This window comes from Bradyrhizobium sp. AZCC 1721, from assembly GCF_036924715.1.
Taxonomy (GTDB): Bacteria; Pseudomonadota; Alphaproteobacteria; order Rhizobiales; family Xanthobacteraceae; genus Bradyrhizobium.
In genome coordinates, this window is sequence record NZ_JAZHSB010000001.1 from 1,374,905 (window position 1) to 1,396,344 (window position 21,440).

A 21,440-nucleotide genomic window follows, 5' to 3' on the forward strand; every position below is an offset into this window, starting at 1 on the left:
AGCTTGGAGGTGAAAGTCCTCTATCCAGCCTGATGGCGGCGAAGGATTAGCGAAGCGCAAGGGTGCCACCGCGAGGTGGGGTCTGAAGAAAGCGTGGAGCAAAGCCGCGGCCCGATGGACAAATACCGGATAACGAGGCCTACCCGGCCGGACGAGCGAGCACATGATCGCGAAGTCCACGGTCATCAAGGACCGGGGTGGTAAATCCGGCGGGCGTGCGGCGAAGGCGGTCGGTCTTACCTCGGGAGGTCTGCGCTGTGTCCCGACTTCGGGACTGAGGCCGTCGCAAGGCGGCCTGACCGCCGTGCAGAAGTCAGCCGAGGGCATAGTAGGCGGCAGCGCGCCGCCGAAGGCCTGAACGGTGGAAGAGGCCAGTAGAGCGGCGATCTCGTGCGAGCCATGCGGCAGAAGAATCAGGTCGAGCTAGACTTGGGCACCGGAGCGGAGGGTGAAACCCGAAGCGCTGCCGCCCGAGAGCCCGAAGCGCGCACGGCGAGAGCCTGTCTCGAACGCCCGGCGGTCGCAGGACCGTCGATGGAAGACATTGTCGAGCGTGAGAATCTGAGGAAGGCGTTGGCGCAAGTGAAGCGCAACAAGGGCGCGGCAGGCATCGACGGCATGAGCGTCGATGGTCTGTCGGCCTACCTGAAGGAGCACTGGCCCACGATCCGGGCTCAGCTACTTGATGGCACCTACCAGCCACAGCCGGTGCGGCGGGTGGAGATACCGAAGGCGTCGGGCGGTCTGCGGCTGCTCGGCATCCCGACGGCGCTCGACCGCTTCATCCAGCAGGCGGTGATGCAGGTGCTGCAAGTTGACTGGGACCCGACGTTCTCCGAGACGAGCTTCGGCTTCCGGCCGAAGCACTCGGCGCACCAGGCGGTGGAACGGGCGCAGGCGTATATCGCGTTCGGGCATGCCATCGTCGTGGACATCGACCTGGAGAAGTTCTTCGACCGGGTCAACCACGACATCCTGATGGGGCTCGTTGCCAAGCGGGTTGCTGACAAACGCATCCTGAAGCTCATCCGCGGCTTTCTGACCGCGGGCGCGCTGGAGGGAGGCTTGGTCAGTCCGACGGAGGAGGGCACGCCGCAGGGCGGTCCGCTCTCGCCGCTGTTGTCGAACCTGATGCTGGATGTGCTGGACAAGGAACTGGAGAAGCGCGGTCACCGCTTCGTGCGCTACGCCGACGACTGCAACATCTATGTGCGCAGTCAAAAGGCGGGCGAGCGGGTGATGGCCGGCATCGAACGGTTCCTTGCCAAGCGCCTCAGGCTGAGGGTCAACACGGTCAAGAGTGCGGTCGCCAAACCGGGTGTTCGCAAGTTCCTGGGCTTCAGCTTCACCGCTGGGCGACAGCCGCGACGGCGCATCGCGCCGCAGGCCATCGCCCGCTTCAAGGCGAGAGTTCGGGGATTGACGCGGCGCTCGTGCGGACGAAGCCTCGCGCAGATCGTCAAGGAGTTGTCCGTCTATCTGAAAGGATGGCGCGGCTACTTCGGCTTCTGCCAAACCTCCTCGGTGCTGCGCGCGCTTAATGAGTGGCTCAGGCGGCGGTTGCGCGCCATCGCCTGGAAACAATGGAAACGGGGTGACACTCGCTTCACCGAGCTGCGACGCCGCGGCGTCGGCCGGGATCTGGCGGCGAAAACCGCCGGAAGCCCACATGGCCCTTGGCGGCTCGCGAACAGCCCCGCACTCACCATGGCCCTGCCAAACAGCTTCTTCAGTTCACTCGGCCTGGCTTCCATCGCGGCACAGCGATCCGCATAATCTGCCGAACCGCCGGATACGGACCCGTATGTCCGGTGGTGTGGGAGGGGCGGAGCCGCGAGGCTCCCCCCTATCCCGATTGATGTCATTCCGGGCCGATGCGCAGCATCGAACCCGGAATCTCGAGATTCTCAGGTGCGTAATTTGCGCACCATAGTTCGTCGCTTCGCGCTTCCGCCATTCTGGTACTACCTGTGATGTTGTGGCATAGAACGGCAAGCGCCGCGGGCACGGCGCTCCGATTTGCATTCTTTGCTCGCATCGCTTTCTTTCCGGAGCTTACTTCATGCGTCGTTCCTTCATCCTCGCCGCTGCCGTTCTCGCTACGCTGGCTTCATCCATCGGCGCCAATGCGCAGCAGGGGCAGCGCGTGCAGGTCGGCGTGCTGGAGTGTCGCGGCGGCGCCAGTGTCGGTTTCGTCGTCGGTTCCGTCACTCACCTCGGTTGCGTGCTGCGCGCAGAAGGGATGCCGGAAGATCGCTATGTGGCCACCATCCGCAAAGTCGGACTCGATCTCGGCATCACCCAGGAATCGGCGCTGGCCTGGGGCGTGTTCGCACCTGTCGCGCGGCTCGGGCCGGGCGGCCTTTCCGGCGATTATGTCGGCGCGCAAGGCAGCGCGACGCTTGGCGTCGGTGTCGGCGGCAACGTACTGGTCGGCGGCTCGGCGAACTCGATCGCGCTGCAGCCGCTCAGCCTGCAGGGCCAGGTAGGGGTCAGCATCGCCGCCGGATTGGAAAGTCTGGAGCTGCGGCCGGGGCGCTGATCGGAGCGGCCTATCTCCGTCATTGCGAGCCAACGGGGCTAGCATCAATCATGATTTCCAATCATCAGATTGCGTCCGGCCAGGCCAGGCTCGCCGCGACAGTCGTCGGCCACGGCGACCCTGTCGTCTTTCTGCATGCAGCGGTCTGCGATAGTCGCATGTGGCGCGCGCAACTCGATGCACTCGGCGCAAGCAACAAGGCGATCGCGTACGATCGGCGGGGCTTTGGCGAGACTCGCGCGGAAAAGGAGGACTTTTCTGCAGTCGCGGATTTGTTGGCGGTGATTGACGCCGTCGGGAACGGCGCGCCGACGATCCTTGTTGGATGCTCTCAGGGTGGACGGGTCGCACTCGACACTGCTCTTCTGCATCCATCCTATGTCCGCGCGCTCGTTCTCATTGCGCCCGCCGTGAGCGGCGCGCCAGAGCCGATCTATCCGTCTGAGATCGAGGGCCTGATGGCCAAGCTCAAGGACGCCGAACGAGCTGGCGATTTGGATCGCGTGAACGCAATCAAGGCTCATCTTTGGCTGGACGGTCCACTGCAGCCCGAGGAGCGTGTCACAGGTGAGGCGCGCCGGCTGTTCCTCGACATGAACGCCATTGCGCTGCGGTCGCCGTCGGCCGGGTCGAATCTCGATGTCGTGCCCACCTTCCATCGTTTGCGCGAGATATCAGCACCATCGCTTGTGATCTGGGGTGACCTCGATTTTCCGCACATTCAGGAACGAAGCCGCCACATTGCAACGACGATGTTGAAGGGGGCAGGCCATATGTTGACCGGCACTGCCCATCTACCGAGCCTGGAGCGGCCAACTGAGATCACCGGCCTCGTTGCGGAGTTCATCGATTGCGGCTCCGGCCCATCGAACGTAGCCGGATGAGCATCGCGACATCCGGGGCTCCTTGGTTGGTTCTTGTCCCGCATTTCGCTGCGCTCCTGCGGGTGCTGAGCGCCGTGGCAACGTCGGCGGCTCCGCCAATTCGATCGCGCTGTAGCCCTTGAGCGTGCAGGGCCAGGTAGGCGTCAGCATTGCTGCCGGATTGGAAAGTTTGGAACTCAGGCCGGGGCGTTAATTGTTAATCACGCCTTTCTCCCCGTCATTGCGAAGCAATTTCCCGAGTGGGAAGGTGGATTTGCTTCGCTTCACTCGCAATGACGGCGGCTGGCGCCCCGAACACCCCGCCTCGCACCGCAGCGATGTTTTCCCGCTTGCCAAATCGTTGCGACAGGCGGAGCATCAGAGGTCGCCGACCCAATCACGGGCCGAGCTCCAAAACAGGGAGGCGGCAATGGGACAAGACGTCAGAAGTCCCCAAGGTCCACGGTGCATTGCACTGGTGGGCCCTTTCCAGAGCGGTAAAACCACACTTCTAGAAGCAATACTGGCGCGAACGGGCGCCATTAAAAGTGCCGGCAGCGTCGATGCGGGAACTTCCGTCGGCGATGCCAGCCCCGAAGCGCGCCATCACAAGATGGGCGTGGCCTTGAGCGCCGCCACCACCACCTTCATGGGCGACAGTTACACCTTTATCGATTGTCCCGGCTCGGTCGAGTTCGCGCATGACATGCGCGCCGCGTTGCCCGCGGTCGATGCCGCGGTCGTGGTCTGCGAGGCGGACGAGAAGAAGCTGCCGCAACTGCAGATCATCCTGCGCGAGCTGGAAGATCTCGGCATTCCGCGTTTTCTGTTTTTGAACAAGATCGACCGCGCCAACAAGCGCATCCGCGAAACGCTGGCAACCCTGCAGCCGGCCTCGCGCGTGCCGCTGGTGCTGCGGCAGATTCCGATCTGGAACGGCGACTTGATCGAAGGCTTTGTCGACCTCGCACTGGAGCGCGCCTTTGTTTATCGCGAGCACAAGCCTTCCGAGGTGATCGCGCTGCAAGGCGGCGATCTCGACCGAGAGAAGGAAGCGCGCTTCTCGATGCTTGAAAAGCTCGCCGATCATGACGACGCGTTGATGGAGCAGTTGCTGGAAGACATCCAGCCGCCGCGCGACGCGGTGTTCGACGATCTCGCCCGCGAATTGCGCGAAGGGCTGATCTGTCCGGTTCTGCTGGGCGCCGCGAGCCGCGAGAACGGCGTGCTGCGGCTGATGAAGGCGCTGCGGCATGAATCGCCCGGCGTTGTTGAAACGGCGAAACGCCTCGGCGCATCGTCGCAAAAGGAGGCGCTGGTCTATGTGTTCAAGACGCTGCATCTGCAGCACGGCGGCAAGCTGTCGCTGACGCGGCTGCTCGCCGGCCATCTCGATGACGGCGCGACGCTGCAATCGTCCTCCGGCGAAGCCGGACGGGTGTCCGGCATTCTCGCGGTCAACGGCGCGCACGATACCAAGCGCTCCGCGGCGGAAGCCGGCGAGACGATCGCGCTCGGCAAGCTCGACGCGATCAAGACCGGCGATACGCTGTCCAGCGGCAAGGCCGCGCCGGCGGCACTGGTGCAGATCGCGCCGACACCGCCGGTGCTTGCCATGTCGCTATCGGCGGCCGATCGCAAGGACGACGTCAAGCTGGGCCAGGCGCTGCTGCGGCTGAACGAGGAAGATCCGTCGCTGACGATGATCCAGAACCAGCGCACCCACGATATCGTGCTGTGGGGGCAGGGCGAGATGCATCTGCGCGTCGCGCTCGAGCGTCTGCGCGACCGCTTCGGCGTCAACGTCAAATCGCAGCCGCCGGCGATCGGCTATCAGGAGACCATCCGCAAGCCGATCACCCAGCGCGGCCGCCACAAGAAGCAATCCGGCGGCCACGGCCAGTTCGGCGACGTGGTGCTGGAAATCAAACCGATGCCGCGCGGCTCGGGCTTCGAGTTCCACGAAAAGGTGGTCGGCGGCGCGGTGCCGAAAAATTATATCGGCGCGGTGCAAGAGGGCGTGGTCGACGGCCTCGCCAAGGGTCCGCTCGGTTTTCCCGTCATCGACGTCGAGGTCACGCTCATCGATGGCTCCTATCACAGCGTCGATTCGTCCGATCTCGCGTTCCGCACCGCGGCCCGTGTCGGCATGACCGAGGCGCTGCCGCAGTGTCAACCGGTGCTGCTGGAGCCGATCCACATGGTGGAGATCGTCTGCCCGACGGAGGCGACGGCGAAGATCAACGCGATCCTGTCGGCGCGACGCGGCCAGATTCTCGGCTTCGACACCCGCGAGGGCTGGCCGGCATGGGACTGCGTCCGCGCCACCATGCCGGAGGCGGAGATCGGCGATCTGATCGTGGAGTTGCGCTCGGCCACCGCCGGCGCCGGCGGTTTCACCCGCCAGTTCGACCGCATGGCCGAGGTCACCGGCCGCGCCGCCGACCAGATCATCGCCGCGCATCGCGTCGCGGCGTAGCTGTGCGTCTCCCTCCCCCCGTGAAGGACGGGGAGAGGGAGAGGGAGAGCACCGGCCCGCGTGCTTGACACGGCTGGCGGGACACGAAATGGATCGCCTTCCAAGAATTTTGCAAGAATTTTGGAAGGAAACCATGCCTGTCCGCGCCGCCGAGAACGATCGTGCCTAAACCCCCCGCCGCGTGCCTGATCGGATGGCCGGCCGCGCATTCGCGCTCGCCGCTGATCCATCATTACTGGCTGCGCACGCTCGGCATCGAGGGCGGCTACGTCATCGAGGCGGTGCCGCCCGACGAGTTCAAGGATTTCATCTTCCGCCTGTCGCACCGCGGCTTCGTCGGCGCCAACGTCACCATTCCGCACAAGGAGCGCGCGCTTGCGCTGTCGAAGCCGGACGAGCGCGCCCGCGCAGTCGGCGCCGCCAACACGCTGTGGTTCGCAGACGGCGAATTGTGCTCGACCAATACCGACGTCGAAGGCTTTATCAACAATCTCGACGCCTGCGCCGGCGGCTGGGACCAAGCAGAGGATGCACTGGTGCTGGGCGCCGGCGGTTCGTCACGCGCTGTCGTGTTTGGCCTGCGCGAACGCGGCATCAAGCGCATTCATCTCGTCAATCGCACCATGGCGCGCGCGAGCGCGTTGGCGGATCAGTTCGGCGTGAACGTGTTGCCCGTGGCGTGGGATGCGCTCGGCGATCTCCTGCCGCGCGCCGGACTTCTGGTGAATACGACCTCGCTCGGCATGAAGGGGCAGCCGCCGCTCGAACTCGATGTCGGCCGGCTGCCGTCACGCGCCGTCGTCGCCGATCTCGTTTATGTGCCGCTCGACACGCCGCTGCTGACCGCTGCACGCGCGCGCGGGCTGAAGACCGCCGATGGGCTCGGCATGCTCTTGCATCAGGCGGTGCGGGGATTCGAACTGTGGTTCGGACGGCGCCCCGAGGTGACGCCGGAGCTTCGTGCGCTCGTCGAAGCCGATCTCACGAATACATGATCGGCTGATCGCGGAATCTTGAGCCGGAATTTTTTTGAAAGGCCGGGGTCAATGGCTACGTCAGTGCCACTATTGGAGACCCTAGCATGCCCGTCCGTCATTTTCAGCTCGTTCGCCCGCTTGTCGCCGTCGCGATGGTGGCGGGCTCCACGCTTTACGCGATCGCCCAGCAGCCACCGACGCCGACGCGCGTCCGCGGCACCATCGAAGCCGTCGATGGTGACGTGCTCGCGGTGAAGTCCCGCGGCGGCGACGACGTCAGGCTGCACATGACCGGCGATGTCAACGTCATCGGGATCAGTAAGATCTCGCTGTCCGACATCAAGGTCGGATCCTTCATTGGCACCACCACAGTGCCGGGACCAGACGGCAGCCAGAACGCGGTGGAAGTGCATGTGTTTCCGGAAGCGATGCGCGGCACCGGCGAGGGCTCGCGGCCCTATGATCTACGTCCGAACTCCACGATGACCAACGCGACGGTCGCGGATTCCGTGGTCGGCAATGACGGCCACGCCCTGACGATCAAATACAAAGGCGGCGAGAAGAAAGTCGTGGTCTCTCCAGAGACGCCGGTCGTGACCTACGTTCCCGCCGACAAATCGGACCTCAAGCCCGGCGCCAAGGTGATCGCCTTCATGAAGAAGCTGCCGGACGGCTCACTCGAGACCAGCCGCGTCAGCGTCGGCCGCGACGGCCTGACCCCGCCGATGTGAGAAGCCGCATGCTGGAATAGCTACCTCCGTGCGGTGTTTGCATTGAGTTGGGCGCCAATATATCTCGGGAGGAACACCATGCTGAAATCTTCTTCATGGCCGCGCGGGTTTGCGGCCTCGCTGGGCCTTGTCGCGCTGTTTGCCGCGGAGGCCTGGGCACAGCAGCCACCGACGGTGCGCATTCGCGGCACCATCGAGGCCATCGACGGGTCCATGCTATCGGTCAAGTCGCGCGAGGGCGCCGACATGAAGGTCCGTCTCACCGACAATGTCGCCGTGTTCGGCGTGGCCAAGACCGCGCTGTCCGAGATCAAGGAAGGCTCCTACATCGGCGTCACCGGCATGCCGGAGCCGGACGGCACCCAGAAAGCGGTCGCGGTGCATATTTTTCCGGAGAACCAGCGCGGCGCGGCCGAAGGTTTTCGGCCGTGGGATCAACGCCCGAACTCGACCATGACCAACGCCACCGTCGCCCAGACGGTGAAGGGCACCGATGGTCAGAATATCTTGGTCAAATACAAAGACGGCGAAAAGAAAGTCGTGGTGCCGCCGGATACGCCGATCGTCACCTTCGTCGCCGGCGACAAGTCCGAGCTGAAGCCGGGCGCCAAGATCATCATCTTCGGCGCGGTGAAGAAGGACGACGGCACGCTGGAAGCCGCGCGCGTCAATGTCGGCCGCGACGGGATCACACCGCCGATGTGATCGCCCGCAAATCTCTCAACGGGTCGTCCCCGCGAACGCGGGGACCCATAACCACTAATGTTAGTTGTTAGAGAAAGCTGGGCTCCAGCGCTGCGCATCACAAACATCGGTGGTTATGGGTCCCTGCGTTCGCAGGGACGACGTATGGAGGCACTCGCACGAACAGCGTCTCACACCGCCAGTACGCGATCGTCGATCTCGGCAATCGTATTGACGCCGCACAGCCCCATCGTGGTGAGCATTTCCTTAGCCAGGATGTCGAGCGCCTTGGCGACGCCGGCTTCGCCGCCGGCCCCTAGGCCATAGGCATAGGCGCGGCCGATCATGCATGATTTGGCGCCGAGCGCGAGCGCGCGCACCACGTCCTGGCCGGAGCGGATGCCGCCGTCGAACATGATTTCCATCTTCGAGCCGATGGTATCGACGATTTCGGGCAGCACCTCGATCGAGGACGGCGCGCCGTCGAGCTGGCGGCCGCCATGGTTGGAAACCACAATCGCCTGCGCGCCGGTCTTGGCCGCGATTTCGGCGTCCTCGACGTCGAGAATGCCTTTGAGGATCAGCTTGCCCGGCCAGATCGAGCGAATCCAGTCGATGTCCTTCCAGTTCAGCGAGGTATCGAATTGCGACGCGGTCCACTCCGAGAGTTTGGTGAGATCCTCGGTGCCTTTGACGTGGCCGACAATGTTGCCGAAGGTGCGGCGCTTGCCGCGCAGCACGCCCGCGACCCATGACGGCTTGCTGGCGAAATCGATCAGCTTCGACAGCGACCATTCCGGCGGCACCGTCATGCCGTTCTTGATATCCTGATGGCGCTGGCCGATCACCTGCAAATCGACGGTCAGCACCAGCGCCGAGCATTTCGCCGCAATGGCGCGCTCGATCAGCGATTTGATGAAGCCGCGGTCCTTCATCACGTAGAGTTGGAACCAGAACGGCTTGTCGACGCTAGCTGCGATATCCTCGATCGAGCAGATCGACATTGTGCTTTGGGTGAAGGGAATGCCGGCGGCCTGCGCGGCGCGGCAGGCATGAATCTCGCCGTCGCCATGCTGCATGCCGAGCAGGCCGACCGGGGCAAGAATCAAGGGCATCGCGGCCGGCTCGCCGAGGATCGTCGTGGAGAGATCGCGCTTGGAGACATCGACCAGGATGCGCTGGCGGAACTTGATCTGCTGCAGATCCTCCGAATTGGCCCGCAGCGTGTCCTCGGTGTAGGAGCCGCGGTCGACGTAGTCGAAAAACGCCTTGGGAACCCTGCGCTTGTGCAACTGGCGCAGATCCTCAATGCAGGTGATATGCTTCATGGACGTCCCGGCCCTTCTTGAACTTCTTCGCTGCGTCGTCATCTAGCATGGTTGGATGGCCAGCCAAATCGCGTCTCGGCGCCACTCCCGGGAGGATATCCCATGACCGGACCGCGCAAAGCCGCCCCCGTCGAGACCGGCCCGGCCGATCGCGAGGAAAAACGCCGGCTCGACGACGCTCTGGAGGAGGGGCTGGAAGAGACCTTTCCGGCATCCGACCCGGTCAATGTCACCCAGCCGCCGCCTTCGAAAGGCGACCAGCACGTCAAACGGAGCGGTTGAGCCGGTAGGCCGATCGCTGCCTGGCGTGAATATCCAGATATAACAAATAGTTATATTGCCTTTTGGCCGCTAATGGCCGTAATGATTCATCATATTTTTTGAAGCCATTTTAGCGGGCGAAGGATTATAACCCCCTGCACGCTACGATGGAGGCGTTCGGGATTCGTGGCCGCAAGGCCTTGAAGAAGTCCCGGAAAGGCTGGGGGTCACATGAGCCGCAAATATTTCGGTACCGACGGAATTCGGGGCCGCGCCAATGGTTTGATCACGCCGGAGCTCGCGCTCAAGGTGGGGCAGGCGGCCGGCCTGGTGTTTCAGCGTGGCGATCACCGCCACCGCGTCGTCATCGGCAAGGATACGCGGCTCTCCGGCTATATGATCGAATACGCCATGGTGGCCGGATTTACCTCGGTCGGCATGGACGTGCTGCTGCTCGGCCCAATGCCGACGCCGGCGGTCGCGATGCTGACCAAGTCGATGCGCGCCGATCTCGGCGTGATGATTTCAGCGTCGCACAATCTGTTCGAGGACAACGGCATCAAGCTGTTCGGTCCGCAAGGCTTCAAACTGTCCGACGACGTCGAAAGGCAGATCGAGCAATTGCTCGACGAGCCGATCGACCGCCGCTTGGCGCAGAGCGCGAGTCTCGGGCGCGCCCGCCGTATCGACGGCGTCCACGACCGCTATATCGAATTCGCCAAGCGCACGTTGCCGCGCGAGCTCTCGCTCGACGGCCTGCGCGTCGTGATCGATTGCGCGCACGGCGCGGCCTACAAGGTGGTGCCGGAAGCGCTGTGGGAATTGGGCGCCGACGTCATCGCGATCGGCGTCGAACCCGATGGCTTCAACATCAACAAGGAGTGCGGCTCGACCTCACCGGAGGCGCTCGCCAAGAAGGTGCGCGAGATGCGCGCCGATATCGGCATTGCGCTCGATGGCGACGCCGACCGCGTCATCCTGGTCGACGAGCGCGGCCACGTCGTCGACGGCGACCAGTTGCTCGCCGTGATCGCGCAAAGCTGGAAGGAAGACGGCCGTCTCGCCAAGCCCGGCATCGTCGCTACCGTGATGTCGAATCTCGGGCTTGAGCGCTTCCTCGAGGGGCAGGGCCTCGGCATGGTGCGCACGCCGGTCGGCGACCGCTACGTGCTCGAGCAGATGCTGTCGCAGGGCTACAATCTCGGCGGCGAGCCATCGGGCCATATCATCCTCTCCGACTACGCCACGACAGGCGACGGCTTCGTCGCAGCGCTGCAGGTGCTGGCCGTGGTGCAAAAGCTTCGCCGCCCGGTGTCGGAGGTCTGCCATCGCTTCGATCCGCTGCCGCAGATCCTGAAGAACGTACGCTACCGATCCGGCAAGCCGCTCGACCACGCCGAGGTGAAATCGGCGATCATGGACGGCGAGAATCGCCTCAACGGCCACGGCCGGCTGCTGGTGCGTTCGTCCGGCACCGAGCCTGTCATCCGCGTGATGGGCGAGGGCGACGACCGGCTCCTGGTCGAGGAAGTCGTCGACCAGATCGTCAACGCGCTCGGCCACGCCGCCGCGGCATAAGCACGCTTTATCCAAAGGACGCGCGATTGCTGATCGGCGGTGCGCAGGAGCGCATCGCAGCTATCGGCTATTGCTGCTGGTCGCAACCGGGCGGGCGACGTAAAACGCGGCATTGCGTCAGCGAATCCTTTTCGGGAATGCGCCGTTGAACAAGCCCGTCATCGTAACTGAGGAAACCGCGACCGCGCCGGTGGTCGTGCCGGACGCGGCGCCGGGGCTCGCTGCGAAAGCGGCCGTGGCGGGGCCGGCGTATGTCGTGCTGGCCGGCATCAGCTTCTCGCATTTCCTCAACGACACCATGCAGTCGTTGATCGCCTCGGTCTATCCGATCCTGAAGGATGCTTACGCGCTCGACTACGCGCAGATCGGCATGATCACGCTGGCGTTCCAGTTCACCGCGTCGCTGCTGCAGCCCGTCGTCGGGCACTTCACCGACAAGAAGGCGCAGCCGTTCTCGCTTGCGATCGGCATGGGCTTTACGTTTTTCGGCTTGCTGTTGCTCAGCGTCGCGCATCTCTATCCGATCATCCTGATCGCGGCGGCGCTGGTCGGACTGGGGTCTGCGGTGTTTCACCCGGAGTCGGCACGGATTGCGCGCCTGGCGTCCGGCGGGCGCTACGGCTTCGCGCAATCGGTGTTTCAGCTTGGCGGCAGTTTCGGCACGTCGATGGGACCGGTGCTGGCGGCGCTGATCGTGGTACCGTTCGGCCAGCCCTCGATCGCCTGGTTCTCGTCGATCGCGTTTCTGGCGATCGTGATCCTTTGGCGGATCGGCGTCTGGTACAAGCCGCAGATCACGACGAAGAAAACGGCGGAGGTAGAACGTCATCCGGACCTGCCGGATTCCCGGCGCGTCAGAATCGCGCTCGCAGTGCTGGTTGCGCTGTTGTTCTCGAAGCAGCTCTATGTGTCGAGCCTGTCGAGCTATTACATCTTCTATCTGATCGAAAAGTTTCAGGTGTCGACGCAGGCAGCCCAGCTCTACCTGTTCCTGTTTCTTGCCGCCAATGCGGTGGGCGCATTTTTCGGCGGGCCGCTCGGAGATCGCTTCGGGCGCAAATACGTGATCTGGTTCTCGATCCTCGGCGCGCTGCCGTTCACGCTGGCGCTGCCCTATGCCGGCCTCGTCGGCAGCGCGGTGCTGACGGTGATCATCGGCTTGATCATTTCGTCAGCGACGTCGTCGATCATCGTGTTCGCGCAAGAACTGATGCCGCATCGCTTCGGGATGATCTCCGGCGTGTTCTTCGGCGTCGCCTTCGGCATCGGCGGACTTGGCGCGGCGGTGCTCGGCAAGCTTGCCGACCACACCGGCATCGCCTTCGTCTATCACCTCTGCGCATTCCTGCCCGCGCTCGGCCTGCTCGCAGTGTTCTTGCCTAAGATGCCGAAGCACGCGCGCTGACGCGTTTGCGCGAGGCGAGGGCGGAAGCTCGCTACATCAACAAATTCTTAACGGTGCGGTGGCGCGGATTCTTCTCAATACATCGTTAGGACGTATGGCGGTTTCGCCCATTATTATTCGTGTTGCAAACGTATCGAGACTCGTGTCGCAAACAGCGCGGGGAAAAAGTCAGAGATTGTCAACCTTAAAAATTAGGGTTAAGCGCCGTTTAAGCATTTAATGCCATCGTCCGTCCGTGGATTTTTGAAGTGGGGCCTTTTGCAGTCAGCCTCACCGGACAAAAGGACGAGCCCATGCGTAGCGTTAAGTCTTTCATTGCCGCCGGTGCGGCCACTTTGTTGTCCCAGGCGGCGTTTGCCGCCGACATGGCGATTGCGCCGCCTCCTTATGCTCCGGCCCCGGTGGTCGAGGATTTCGGCGGCTGGTATCTGCGCGGCGACATCGGCATGACCAATCAGAGCGCGAAGAGAATTGACAGCTTGACTGCGCAGACCTTTCCAACGACGACCGTGGGTCTAGGCTTCGACAGCTCGATGCTATTCGACCTCGGTGTCGGCTATCGCTTCAACAACTGGTTCCGTGCGGACGTGATCGGCCAATACCGCGGTCGCGCCAACCTCCACGGCTCGGACACGGTCGTCCTCGGGCCCGACGACATCGGAGTCAATAACTACACCGGCAGCAAATCCGAGTGGGTTGTCATGGCGAATGCCTATGTCGACCTCGGAACCTGGTGGTGCATCACGCCGTTCATCGGCGCCGGTGTCGGTGGGTCGTACAACAAGCTCAGCGGCTTCCGCGACGACGGCGTTCGCTACACCGCAGGCGCCCTGTCGAACAGCGTTACCTACTTCGCCGACAATGGGAAGTGGAATTTGGCCTGGGCGGCCCATGCCGGTCTAGCCTACAAGGTCAGTCCAGCGTTTACCGTCGAACTCGCCTACAGCTACATGAATCTCGGCGATGCAGCCCCCGGCAACTACCGCGCGTTCGACAACAGCATCTCAGGTGCATCGTCGATCAAGATCAAGGACATCACATCGCATGACGTCAAGCTCGGCGTGCGTTGGGATCTGACCAGCCCGGAGGTCTACGCGCCGCCGCCGTTGATCCGCAAAGGTTAATCGCGACCTTCATTCGTTAACGTTTGCAGACGGCGCGGGAGCTCTTCCCGCGCCGTTTGCTTTTGACGGATCGCGATGCAGAGCTGCGACCGCGAAAAATGTTTGCCTGCTTTCCGGCGAGATTGCGCCAATCGGAAGGCGCAACAACCATTGGTTAAGGTTAACAGGCGATGATCAGCGCCAAGTTCAGAGTTTTCCGATGGAGCGTTGCGATGCGTCGTTTTTTGTTGATGGCGGGGATGTGTGGAGCGGTAAGCGGTGCGCAGGCGGCTGACCTGCCGTTTCTCCGCGGTGGTTTCACCGACGGGCTGAGCACCAGCACAGTGAACTGGCAAGGCGGCTACATCGGTGGACACGCCGCCTATGGCACCTCAGACATGAATTTCGCAGGTTCGACGAGGACCATCGCGGCGCGCCTCATGGACGGCCTTGAGATGGAGCAGGTCCAGCAAATATCCCAGTGGCCGGTCATGGGAAAGGTTTCCGCCCACGGAGAGGGGTTTGGCGGATTCGTCGGTTACAATTTCCAGTGGACCGACGTCGTCGTGGGCGTTGAATTGAATTACACGCACGGCAAGTTCGGCGGTTCGCAGACCGGCAGCATGTCGCGGTTCTTTACGCTTCCTTCCGGGTACACGGTTGGCGCGACCTATCAAGGGACTGCGCAGATGAATATTTCCGACATGGGAACGCTTCGGGTCCGCGGCGGCTACGCGTGCGGTTCGTTTCTCCCTTATATGTTTGCCGGCATAGCGCTAGGGCAGGCCGATATCATTCGCACCGCCCGTGTTTTCGGAACTCAGGTCAATCCGGCTGCCGCGCCAGGCTTTCAGAACGTGCCGTTCGATATCAGCGCAACCGACGCCCAGTATAGCCACTTGATCTACGGCTATTCGTTCGGTCTCGGCACCGAAATAATGCTGATATCGAATCTGTTCATGCGCGCGGAATGGGAATACGTGCGCTTTGCCACTTCGGTTGACACCAGCATCAACACGGTGCGGGCCGGCCTCGGCTATAAATTCTGACTTGCGGCGCCGGTCAGGCGCCGTTGACAGAATTGCCGCCGCCTGTTGCACTATCGCCCTAACGAGGGCGGCGCATGAAGGTCTACGGCGATACCAATTCCGGCAATTGCCTGAAGGTGAAGTGGGTATGCGACCATCTCGCGCTGCCCTACGCCTGGATGGCGGTCGATACGCTCAAGGGCGAGACGCGGACGGCGGAATTTCTCAAGCGCAATGGCGCCGGCCAGGTGCCGACGATCGAACTCGACGACGGCCGCACGCTGGCGCAATCCAACGCCATCATCCGCTATCTCGCCCGCGGTTCTCGTCTCATTCCGCAGGATGCGTTCGCGGAAGCGAAGATGGACGAGTGGCTGTTCTGGGAACAATACAGTCACGAGCCCTACATCGCCGTCTGCCGCTTCCAGATGTTCTACCTGAAGAAGCCGGCCTCCGATCTCGATCCTGAAAAGGTCAAGCGCGGCTATGCGGCGCTGGCGCGGATGGAGCACCAGCTTGCGCTGACGCCGTTCCTGGTCGGCGACACCATCACGCTCGCCGACGTATCGCTACTGGCCTATACCCGCGTGGCGCACGAAGGCGGCTTCCATCTCGACGGCTACGCCGCAGTGCGCCGCTGGATCGGCGAGACCGAAAAACTCCTCGCCCTTGCGCCGGCGCGGTGACTTCACCGGAACGCATCATGACTGAGATTGCGAAGGTCACCATCCGCCCCGCGCGCCGCGAGGACGTCGGCACCATCATCGCCATGCTGGCGGACGATCCGCTGGGCGGCGCGCGCGAGCGGATCGAAGACCCACTGCCGCAATCCTATTTCACGGCCTTTGAACGGCTGCAGCACGACCCGAACATCTTTCTCGTCGTCGCCGAGGACGGCGAGGGCGCCGTGGTCGGTTGCCTGCAGCTATGCATTCTGCCGGGGCTGAGCTCGCAGGGCGCCTCGCGCGGCCTGATCGAGGATGTCCGCGTCGCCAGCCGCTGCCGCAACCGCGGCATCGGCGAGCAGATGGTGCAGTGGGCGGTTGTGGAAGCGCGCGCCAGGGAATGCAGACTGGTCGAATTGCTGACGCATCACACCCGCGTCGATGCGCAGCGGTTTTACGAGCGGCTCGGCTTTGCGCGCAGCCATGTCGGCATGACCTTGCGATTTTGATAGCCATAGCGTTTTCGAGCGAAGCATGCCCTCGGACTTGATCAGGGGGTGGAATCCGGTTCGCGTAAAGAAAACGCGTCAGAATAAAGGTCAGCCAACCGCGGTTGAAGCGCGCTTGCGACGAATGCCTGAGGTAGTCGTCACTGTGCGATCCGGTTAACAAGCGATAAACTACGCATGCGTCCGTGATTTTACGGACCGGGACGTCTCCGCTATGCCGGGCTCTCCCATGGGGCTGTGGGCAGCTTGGGGATTTCCAATGAAAAAATATTCGATTGTCCGGATCGGAAGCGAATATGTCGTGCAGGCAGGGGACACCAGCATTTTGAAGGTCTCGAGCCGGCAAGAGGCCGCCAAACTGGTCACCGATGCCGCCGAACTTCTGCAGCAGGAGCCGGCTCCCTGCGCGAACGAGGAGCCATCAATCGAGCGTGAAGCGCCCGAAGCTTCTTGACGATCGGGCCCGATTCCCCTAATGACCGCGGCGGGACACCTCCCCCCAACGGGAGGCTTACTATCTGGAAGGGTAGATTCATGACCGTAGCGAAGCCCGCTTCGCGGCCCAACGTGCCGCATTTTTCCTCCGGCCCTTGTGCCAAGCGCCCCGGCTGGAATCCCCAAAATCTCAAGGACGCAGCCCTCGGTCGCTCGCACCGCGCGAAGATCGGTAAAGCGCGGCTCAAGCTCGCGATCGATTTGACGCGCGAAGTGCTGGAAGTGCCGGCCGACTACAAGATCGGCATCGTGCCGGCGTCCGATACTGGCGCGGTCGAAATGGCGTTGTGGTCGCTGCTCGGCGCGCGCCCCGTCACCACGATCGCCTGGGAATCCTTCGGCGAGGGCTGGGTCAGCGACATCGTCAAGGAATTGAAGCTCAAGGACGTCACCAAGCTGCACGCCGGCTATGGCGATCTTCCCGATTTGAGCAAGGCCGATCCGGCTTCCGACATCGTCTTCACCTGGAACGGCACGACCTCAGGCGTGCGCGTGCCGAACGCCGACTGGATCAGCGCGGACCGCCAAGGCCTCACGATTTGCGACGCGACGTCGGCTGCGTTCGCGCAAGCACTCGATTTCGCAAAGCTCGATGTGGTGACGTTCTCCTGGCAGAAGGCGCTGGGCGGCGAGGCCGCGCACGGCATGCTGATCCTCTCACCGCGCGCGGTGGAGCGGCTCGAGACCTACAAGCCGGCCTGGCCGCTGCCGAAGATTTTCCGCCTCACCAAAGGCGGCAAGCTCAACCAGGGCATCTTCGAGGGCGAGACCATCAACACGCCGTCGATGCTGTGCGTCGAGGACTATCTCGATGCCCTGAACTGGGCGAAATCGATCGGCGGCCTGAAAGCCCTGATCGCGCGCGCCGACGCCAACACCAAGGTGCTGTCGGAGTGGAAGGCGAAAACGCCGTGGATCGACTTCCTGGCCAAGGATGCGTCGATCCGCTCCAACACCTCGGTGTGCCTGAAGTTCATCGATCCCGCGATCACCTCGCTGACCGCCGACGCGCAGGCCGAGTTCTCCAAGAAGCTGGTTGCGCTGGTGGAGAAGGAAGCCGCCGGTTACGACTTCGCCTATTACCGCGATGCGCCCGCGGGCCTGCGGATCTGGTGCGGTGCCACGGTGGAGGCCTCCGACGTGGCGCTGCTGACGCAGTGGATCGACTGGGCGTTTGCCGAGACCAAGGCCGCGCTGCCGAAGGCGGCTTAACTCGTCTCCTTAGCCGTCGTCCCGGCCAAGCGAAGCGCGAGCCGGGACCCACAACCACAGCATGGAGTATGGGTCCCGGGTCTACGCGCCAAGAGGCGCTTCGGCCGGGACGACGATCGATTTCCTGAAGGAAACATTCAGATGTCCAAACCCAAAGTTCTCATTTCCGACGCGCTATCTCCCGCCGCCGTCCAGATCTTCAAAGATCGCGGCATCGAGGTCGACTTTCAGCCCAATCTCGGCAAGGACAAGGACAAGCTCGCCGAGATCATCGGCAATTACGACGGCCTGGCGATCCGCTCCGCGACGAAGGCGACCGCGAAGATCATCGACAAGGCGAAGAAGCTCAAGGTGATCGGCCGCGCCGGCATCGGCGTCGACAACGTCGAGATTCCCGCGGCGACCGCCAAGGGCATCATCGTGATGAACACGCCGTTCGGCAATTCGATCACGACCGCTGAACACGCGATCACCTTGATGCTGGCGCTGGCGCGTGAAATTCCGCAGGCCGACGCCTCGACCCAGGCCGGCAAGTGGGAGAAGAACCGCTTCATGGGCGTCGAGATCACCGGCAAGACGTTAGGGGTGGTCGGCTGCGGCAACATCGGCTCGATCGCTGCCGACCGCGCGCTCGGCCTGAAAATGAAGGTGGTCGCGTTCGATCCGTTCCTGTCGCCGGAGCGCGCCAAGGATATCGGCGTCGAGAAGGTCGAGCTCGACGAACTGTTCAGGCGCGCCGACTTCATCACGCTGCACACGCCGCTGACCGAGAAGACCAGGAACATCATCGACGCGGCGGCGCTCGCGAAGATGAAGAAGGGCGTGCGCATCATCAACTGCGCGCGCGGCGGTTTGGTCGACGAGCAGGCGTTGCTCGATGCGCTGAATTCCAAGCATGTCGCTGGCGCCGCCTTCGACGTCTTCGTCGAGGAGCCCGCCACCAAGAACGTGCTGTTCGGCCATCCCAACGTGATCTGTACGCCGCATCTCGGCGCCTCCACCACCGAAGCGCAGGAGAACGTCGCGCTGCAGGTCGCCGAGCAGATGTCGGACTATCTTCTCACCGGGGCGATCTCGAACGCGGTGAACTTCCCATCGATCACGGCGGAGGAAGCGCCGAAGCTGAAGCCGTTCATCGAGCTCGCCGAAAAGCTCGGCTCGTTCGCGGGCCAGCTCACCGAGAGCGGCATCCTGAAGACGGAGATCACCTATGAGGGACACGTCGCCGAGATGAAGATCAAGGCGATCACCTCGGCGGTGCTGTCGGGTCTGCTGCGCCCGATGCTGGGCGAGGTCAACGTGGTCTCCGCGCCGGTCGTCGCGAAGGAGCGCGGCATGGTGGTCGACGAGATCGTACGGGCGGCGCAGAGCGATTACGAAAGCCTGATCACGGTGACCGTCACCACCGAACGGCAGGAGCGTTCCGTTTCCGGCACCGTCTATCACGACGGCAAGCCGCGGCTGGTCGACATCAAGGGCATCCGGGTCGATGCCGAGTTCGGCAAGTCGATGATCTATGTCACCAACGAGGACAAGCCCGGCTTCATCGGCAGCTTCGCCAGCCTGCTCGGCGACGCCAAGATCAACATCGCCACCTTCCATCTCGGCCGCGTCAAGCAGGGCGGCGACGCCATCGCGCTGGTCGAGATCGACGGCCCCGTGCCGGCCGACGTGCTTGCCAAGGTGCAAGCGCTGCCGCAGGTGAAGCAGGCCAAGGCGCTGGCGTTTTAAAGCGCGCATCCCCTTCCTTCTTCCGGGGAAGGTGCTTCGCCGCGGTGCTGCCGCGGCGAAATCCCGATCGAACCGATTGCTTCCTCGCCGCGTCTCATGACTGGGAGTGGTGGGCGTCGTTTGTCCGTCGCCATCCGGCGGGCGGTTCAGGAGGGTATCCATGCGATTGATTGCGAACAGCTTTTTGACGACGAGCCTCGTCGTTCTGACGGCGCTTGCCGCCGGTGAGGCGCAGGCCGCCGACATCGCCGCGAGCTCGGCGGTCGACGCTGTCACCGTCTATCCCGACGGCGCCAGCGTAACGCGCCTCGTCACGCTCGATCTGCCGGCCGGCGAAAATTCCGCTGTTCTCAAGGATTTTCCGCTCACGCTCGACCCCACGTCGCTGCGGGTCGAGGGTGAGGCCGGCGCAAAGCTCACGATCGGCGCGATCGACGCCAGGCCGCCGCGCGCGGCGCCGCCGGTCAACTTGCCCGAACTCGACAAGCGCATCGAGGCGCTGAAGGACGAGCGCGTCAACCTGCAGGGCGCGATCGATGCGGCGAGAGCGCGGCGCAAATTCGCCGAGCGATTTGCGGATATCGCGCCGGTCGGGATCGGCGACAAGGGCGAGGCGCGGCCGGTATCTGAATGGCGCGCGGCCTTTGCCGCGGTCGGCGAGGAAGTTGCGAGCACTGAGGCCGCGATCCGCGATGCCGAACGCAAGCAGCGCGACCTCGACCGCGAAATCGCGCGCCTCGAGCAGGACAAGGCCCAGAAGCCGCCGAGCAAGCTGGAAGTGCGGATCGAGCTCGCGGCGGCTGCAGCGACCAAGGCGACGCTGCGGGTGACCTATGCGGTGCGCAGTGCGCGCTGGACGCCGCTCTATGATGCCCGTCTCGATACCGGCGCAAAAGACCGCAAGCCCGCGCTCGAACTGGTGCGCCGCGCCGAAATCACGCAGGCCACCGGCGAGGACTGGTCCAATGTCGCGCTCAGTGTCTCCACCGTGCGAACCGCGCGCGGCGGCAGCGCGCCCGAACTCAATCCGCTGATCGTGCAGTATCCGCAACCGCCGCGGCCTCAGGCGTCCGTCAGCGGTGCGATAGATAATAGGTTCCGCTCGGCGCAGGCGCCTGCCGCTAAGGTGGCGGAATCCCTCGCCGAACGTGCCGACGAACAGCAGGCCACGGCTGATGTCAGCGGCTTCCAGGTGGTGTTCAAAATTCCCGGCCGCGTCAGCCTCGGTGCCAGCGAAGGCGCCAAGAGCCTGCGCGTCTCTAGCGTAACGCTCGCGCCCGATCTCGCGGTCCGCGCTGCACCGGTGAAGGACCCGACCGCGTTCCTCGAAGCGAACTTCAAGCAGAACGAGGACGCGCCGCTATTGCCGGGACGCGTCTCGATCTACCGCGACGGCGTCTTTGTCGGCCGCGGGCAGATGGCCGCCGCGGCCAAGGACGAGACCGTGCAGCTCGGCTTCGGCGCCGACGACAAGATCAAGATCGAACGCGCGGTTCTCAAGCGCAACGAGGGATCGGCCGGCCTGATCGTGACGACCTCGAAGACCGATGAGCGCGCGTTCAAGACCGCCGTGCGCAACGGCCATGATTTCCCGATCCGGATTGCGATCGTGGACCAGTTGCCGGTCAGCGAGAATGAGGAGATCCAGGTCGAAATGCTGCCGTCCACGACGCCGCCGACCGCAAGCAACATCCGCGACAGACGCGGCGTGCTGGAATGGGCGTTCGAGGCCAAGCCGGGCGAGGTGAGGGATATCAACTTCGCGTGGCGCATACGCTGGCCCAAGGACAAGGGCGTGGTGATGGTGCCGGCGGGCTGAGGCTGTCTGGCCGCGAAAGGGGCCGTCATT

Annotated in this window: 20 protein-coding genes and 1 pseudogene; 20 read left to right on the top strand and 1 reads right to left on the bottom strand. The window is 63.5% G+C overall.

All coding sequences use genetic code 11. The features are described 5' to 3' along the window. The first annotated feature begins 163 nt into the window (after window positions 1-163). The 9 genes and pseudogenes from V1273_RS06695 to V1273_RS06735 all read left to right on the top strand — a co-directional run bounded on the left by V1273_RS06695 (window position 164) and on the right by V1273_RS06735 (window position 8,297). Window positions 164-358, top strand: coding sequence for a hypothetical protein (locus V1273_RS06695; RefSeq protein ID WP_334409107.1), 195 nt, complete (start codon window positions 164-166; stop codon window positions 356-358). Window positions 359-534: 176 nt separating this feature from the next. Continuing rightward, window positions 535-1,776 (top strand): group II intron reverse transcriptase/maturase, encoded by a 1,242-nt coding sequence (gene ltrA / locus V1273_RS06700; protein WP_334409108.1) that lies wholly within the window; start codon window positions 535-537, stop codon window positions 1,774-1,776. Window positions 1,777-2,062: 286 nt separating this feature from the next. Beyond that, window positions 2,063-2,542, top strand: a complete 480-nt coding sequence (locus V1273_RS06705) for a DUF992 domain-containing protein (RefSeq protein WP_334383578.1) — start codon at window positions 2,063-2,065, stop codon at window positions 2,540-2,542. A 50-nt stretch (window positions 2,543-2,592) separates the two neighbouring features. Then, on the top strand, window positions 2,593-3,426 hold the full coding sequence (locus V1273_RS06710; protein WP_334409109.1) for an alpha/beta fold hydrolase: 834 nt from the start codon (window positions 2,593-2,595) through the stop codon (window positions 3,424-3,426). A 7-nt stretch (window positions 3,427-3,433) separates the two neighbouring features. Further along, window positions 3,434-3,619 (top strand): annotated as a pseudogene (locus tag V1273_RS33990) (DUF992 domain-containing protein); the annotation flags it as partial. Between the two features lie 216 nt (window positions 3,620-3,835). Then, window positions 3,836-5,884: an elongation factor G gene (locus V1273_RS06720; RefSeq protein ID WP_334409110.1), complete on the top strand. Its 2,049-nt coding sequence runs from the start codon at window positions 3,836-3,838 to the stop codon at window positions 5,882-5,884. A 161-nt stretch (window positions 5,885-6,045) separates the two neighbouring features. Then, complete coding sequence (locus V1273_RS06725; RefSeq protein WP_334383575.1) at window positions 6,046-6,879, top strand: shikimate dehydrogenase; 834 nt, start codon at window positions 6,046-6,048, stop codon at window positions 6,877-6,879. A gap of 134 nt (window positions 6,880-7,013) precedes the next feature. Then, the gene (locus V1273_RS06730) at window positions 7,014-7,592 is read left to right on the top strand and encodes a hypothetical protein (protein WP_334369168.1); all 579 of its coding nucleotides are present in this window, start codon (window positions 7,014-7,016) and stop codon (window positions 7,590-7,592) included. A gap of 78 nt (window positions 7,593-7,670) precedes the next feature. Beyond that, a complete protein-coding gene (locus tag V1273_RS06735) occupies window positions 7,671-8,297 on the top strand; it encodes a hypothetical protein (RefSeq protein WP_334409111.1) in 627 nt (208 codons plus the stop codon). Between the two features lie 170 nt (window positions 8,298-8,467). Here V1273_RS06735 and V1273_RS06740 read toward each other — a convergent pair whose 3' ends face one another. Beyond that, window positions 8,468-9,604, bottom strand: a complete 1,137-nt coding sequence (locus V1273_RS06740) for an alpha-hydroxy acid oxidase (protein WP_334366833.1) — start codon at window positions 9,602-9,604, stop codon at window positions 8,468-8,470. 102 nt (window positions 9,605-9,706) lie between these two features. Here V1273_RS06740 and V1273_RS06745 point away from each other — a divergent pair, with 102 nt between their 5' ends. The 11 genes from V1273_RS06745 (at window position 9,707) to V1273_RS06795 (ending at window position 21,410) form a co-directional block, all read left to right on the top strand. Next, on the top strand, window positions 9,707-9,886 hold the full coding sequence (locus tag V1273_RS06745; RefSeq protein WP_334409112.1) for a hypothetical protein: 180 nt from the start codon (window positions 9,707-9,709) through the stop codon (window positions 9,884-9,886). 210 nt (window positions 9,887-10,096) lie between these two features. Then, window positions 10,097-11,443, top strand: coding sequence for a phosphoglucosamine mutase (glmM, locus tag V1273_RS06750; RefSeq protein ID WP_334409113.1), 1,347 nt, complete (start codon window positions 10,097-10,099; stop codon window positions 11,441-11,443). Window positions 11,444-11,588: 145 nt separating this feature from the next. After that, window positions 11,589-12,848 (top strand): MFS transporter, encoded by a 1,260-nt coding sequence (locus V1273_RS06755; protein ID WP_334409114.1) that lies wholly within the window; start codon window positions 11,589-11,591, stop codon window positions 12,846-12,848. A 293-nt stretch (window positions 12,849-13,141) separates the two neighbouring features. Next, window positions 13,142-13,972: an outer membrane protein gene (locus tag V1273_RS06760; RefSeq protein WP_334409115.1), complete on the top strand. Its 831-nt coding sequence runs from the start codon at window positions 13,142-13,144 to the stop codon at window positions 13,970-13,972. A gap of 212 nt (window positions 13,973-14,184) precedes the next feature. Further along, on the top strand, window positions 14,185-15,000 hold the full coding sequence (locus V1273_RS06765) for an outer membrane protein (protein WP_442894139.1): 816 nt from the start codon (window positions 14,185-14,187) through the stop codon (window positions 14,998-15,000). Between the two features lie 74 nt (window positions 15,001-15,074). Beyond that, on the top strand, window positions 15,075-15,665 hold the full coding sequence (locus V1273_RS06770; protein WP_334409117.1) for a glutathione S-transferase family protein: 591 nt from the start codon (window positions 15,075-15,077) through the stop codon (window positions 15,663-15,665). 17 nt (window positions 15,666-15,682) lie between these two features. After that, window positions 15,683-16,153, top strand: a complete 471-nt coding sequence (locus V1273_RS06775; RefSeq protein WP_334409119.1) for a GNAT family N-acetyltransferase — start codon at window positions 15,683-15,685, stop codon at window positions 16,151-16,153. 259 nt (window positions 16,154-16,412) lie between these two features. Continuing rightward, window positions 16,413-16,607, top strand: coding sequence for a hypothetical protein (locus V1273_RS06780; protein ID WP_334409121.1), 195 nt, complete (start codon window positions 16,413-16,415; stop codon window positions 16,605-16,607). Between the two features lie 80 nt (window positions 16,608-16,687). Continuing rightward, window positions 16,688-17,860, top strand: a complete 1,173-nt coding sequence (locus V1273_RS06785; protein WP_334409123.1) for a phosphoserine transaminase — start codon at window positions 16,688-16,690, stop codon at window positions 17,858-17,860. A 141-nt stretch (window positions 17,861-18,001) separates the two neighbouring features. Further along, window positions 18,002-19,591, top strand: coding sequence for a phosphoglycerate dehydrogenase (serA, locus tag V1273_RS06790; protein ID WP_334383566.1), 1,590 nt, complete (start codon window positions 18,002-18,004; stop codon window positions 19,589-19,591). A 160-nt stretch (window positions 19,592-19,751) separates the two neighbouring features. Continuing rightward, window positions 19,752-21,410, top strand: a complete 1,659-nt coding sequence (locus V1273_RS06795) for a mucoidy inhibitor MuiA family protein (RefSeq protein WP_334409124.1) — start codon at window positions 19,752-19,754, stop codon at window positions 21,408-21,410. Window positions 21,411-21,440 lie beyond the last annotated feature (30 nt).

Excerpts from the sequence above, each read along its gene's own strand:
- V1273_RS06695 (WP_334409107.1), top strand. The coding sequence starts at position 164 with ATGATCGCGAAGTCCACGGTCATCAAGGACCGGGGTGGTAAATCCGGC.
- ltrA (WP_334409108.1), top strand. The coding sequence starts at position 535 with ATGGAAGACATTGTCGAGCGTGAGAATCTGAGGAAGGCGTTGGCGCAA.
- V1273_RS06705 (WP_334383578.1), top strand. The coding sequence starts at position 2,063 with ATGCGTCGTTCCTTCATCCTCGCCGCTGCCGTTCTCGCTACGCTGGCT.
- V1273_RS06710 (WP_334409109.1), top strand. The coding sequence starts at position 2,593 with ATGATTTCCAATCATCAGATTGCGTCCGGCCAGGCCAGGCTCGCCGCG.
- V1273_RS06720 (WP_334409110.1), top strand. The coding sequence starts at position 3,836 with ATGGGACAAGACGTCAGAAGTCCCCAAGGTCCACGGTGCATTGCACTG.
- V1273_RS06730 (WP_334369168.1), top strand. The coding sequence starts at position 7,014 with ATGGTGGCGGGCTCCACGCTTTACGCGATCGCCCAGCAGCCACCGACG.
- V1273_RS06735 (WP_334409111.1), top strand. The coding sequence starts at position 7,671 with ATGCTGAAATCTTCTTCATGGCCGCGCGGGTTTGCGGCCTCGCTGGGC.
- V1273_RS06740 (WP_334366833.1), bottom strand. The coding sequence starts at position 9,604 with ATGAAGCATATCACCTGCATTGAGGATCTGCGCCAGTTGCACAAGCGC.
- V1273_RS06745 (WP_334409112.1), top strand. The coding sequence starts at position 9,707 with ATGACCGGACCGCGCAAAGCCGCCCCCGTCGAGACCGGCCCGGCCGAT.
- glmM (WP_334409113.1), top strand. The coding sequence starts at position 10,097 with ATGAGCCGCAAATATTTCGGTACCGACGGAATTCGGGGCCGCGCCAAT.
- V1273_RS06760 (WP_334409115.1), top strand. The coding sequence starts at position 13,142 with ATGCGTAGCGTTAAGTCTTTCATTGCCGCCGGTGCGGCCACTTTGTTG.
- V1273_RS06765 (WP_442894139.1), top strand. The coding sequence starts at position 14,185 with ATGCGTCGTTTTTTGTTGATGGCGGGGATGTGTGGAGCGGTAAGCGGT.
- V1273_RS06770 (WP_334409117.1), top strand. The coding sequence starts at position 15,075 with ATGAAGGTCTACGGCGATACCAATTCCGGCAATTGCCTGAAGGTGAAG.
- V1273_RS06775 (WP_334409119.1), top strand. The coding sequence starts at position 15,683 with ATGACTGAGATTGCGAAGGTCACCATCCGCCCCGCGCGCCGCGAGGAC.
- V1273_RS06780 (WP_334409121.1), top strand. The coding sequence starts at position 16,413 with ATGAAAAAATATTCGATTGTCCGGATCGGAAGCGAATATGTCGTGCAG.
- V1273_RS06785 (WP_334409123.1), top strand. The coding sequence starts at position 16,688 with ATGACCGTAGCGAAGCCCGCTTCGCGGCCCAACGTGCCGCATTTTTCC.
- serA (WP_334383566.1), top strand. The coding sequence starts at position 18,002 with ATGTCCAAACCCAAAGTTCTCATTTCCGACGCGCTATCTCCCGCCGCC.
- V1273_RS06795 (WP_334409124.1), top strand. The coding sequence starts at position 19,752 with ATGCGATTGATTGCGAACAGCTTTTTGACGACGAGCCTCGTCGTTCTG.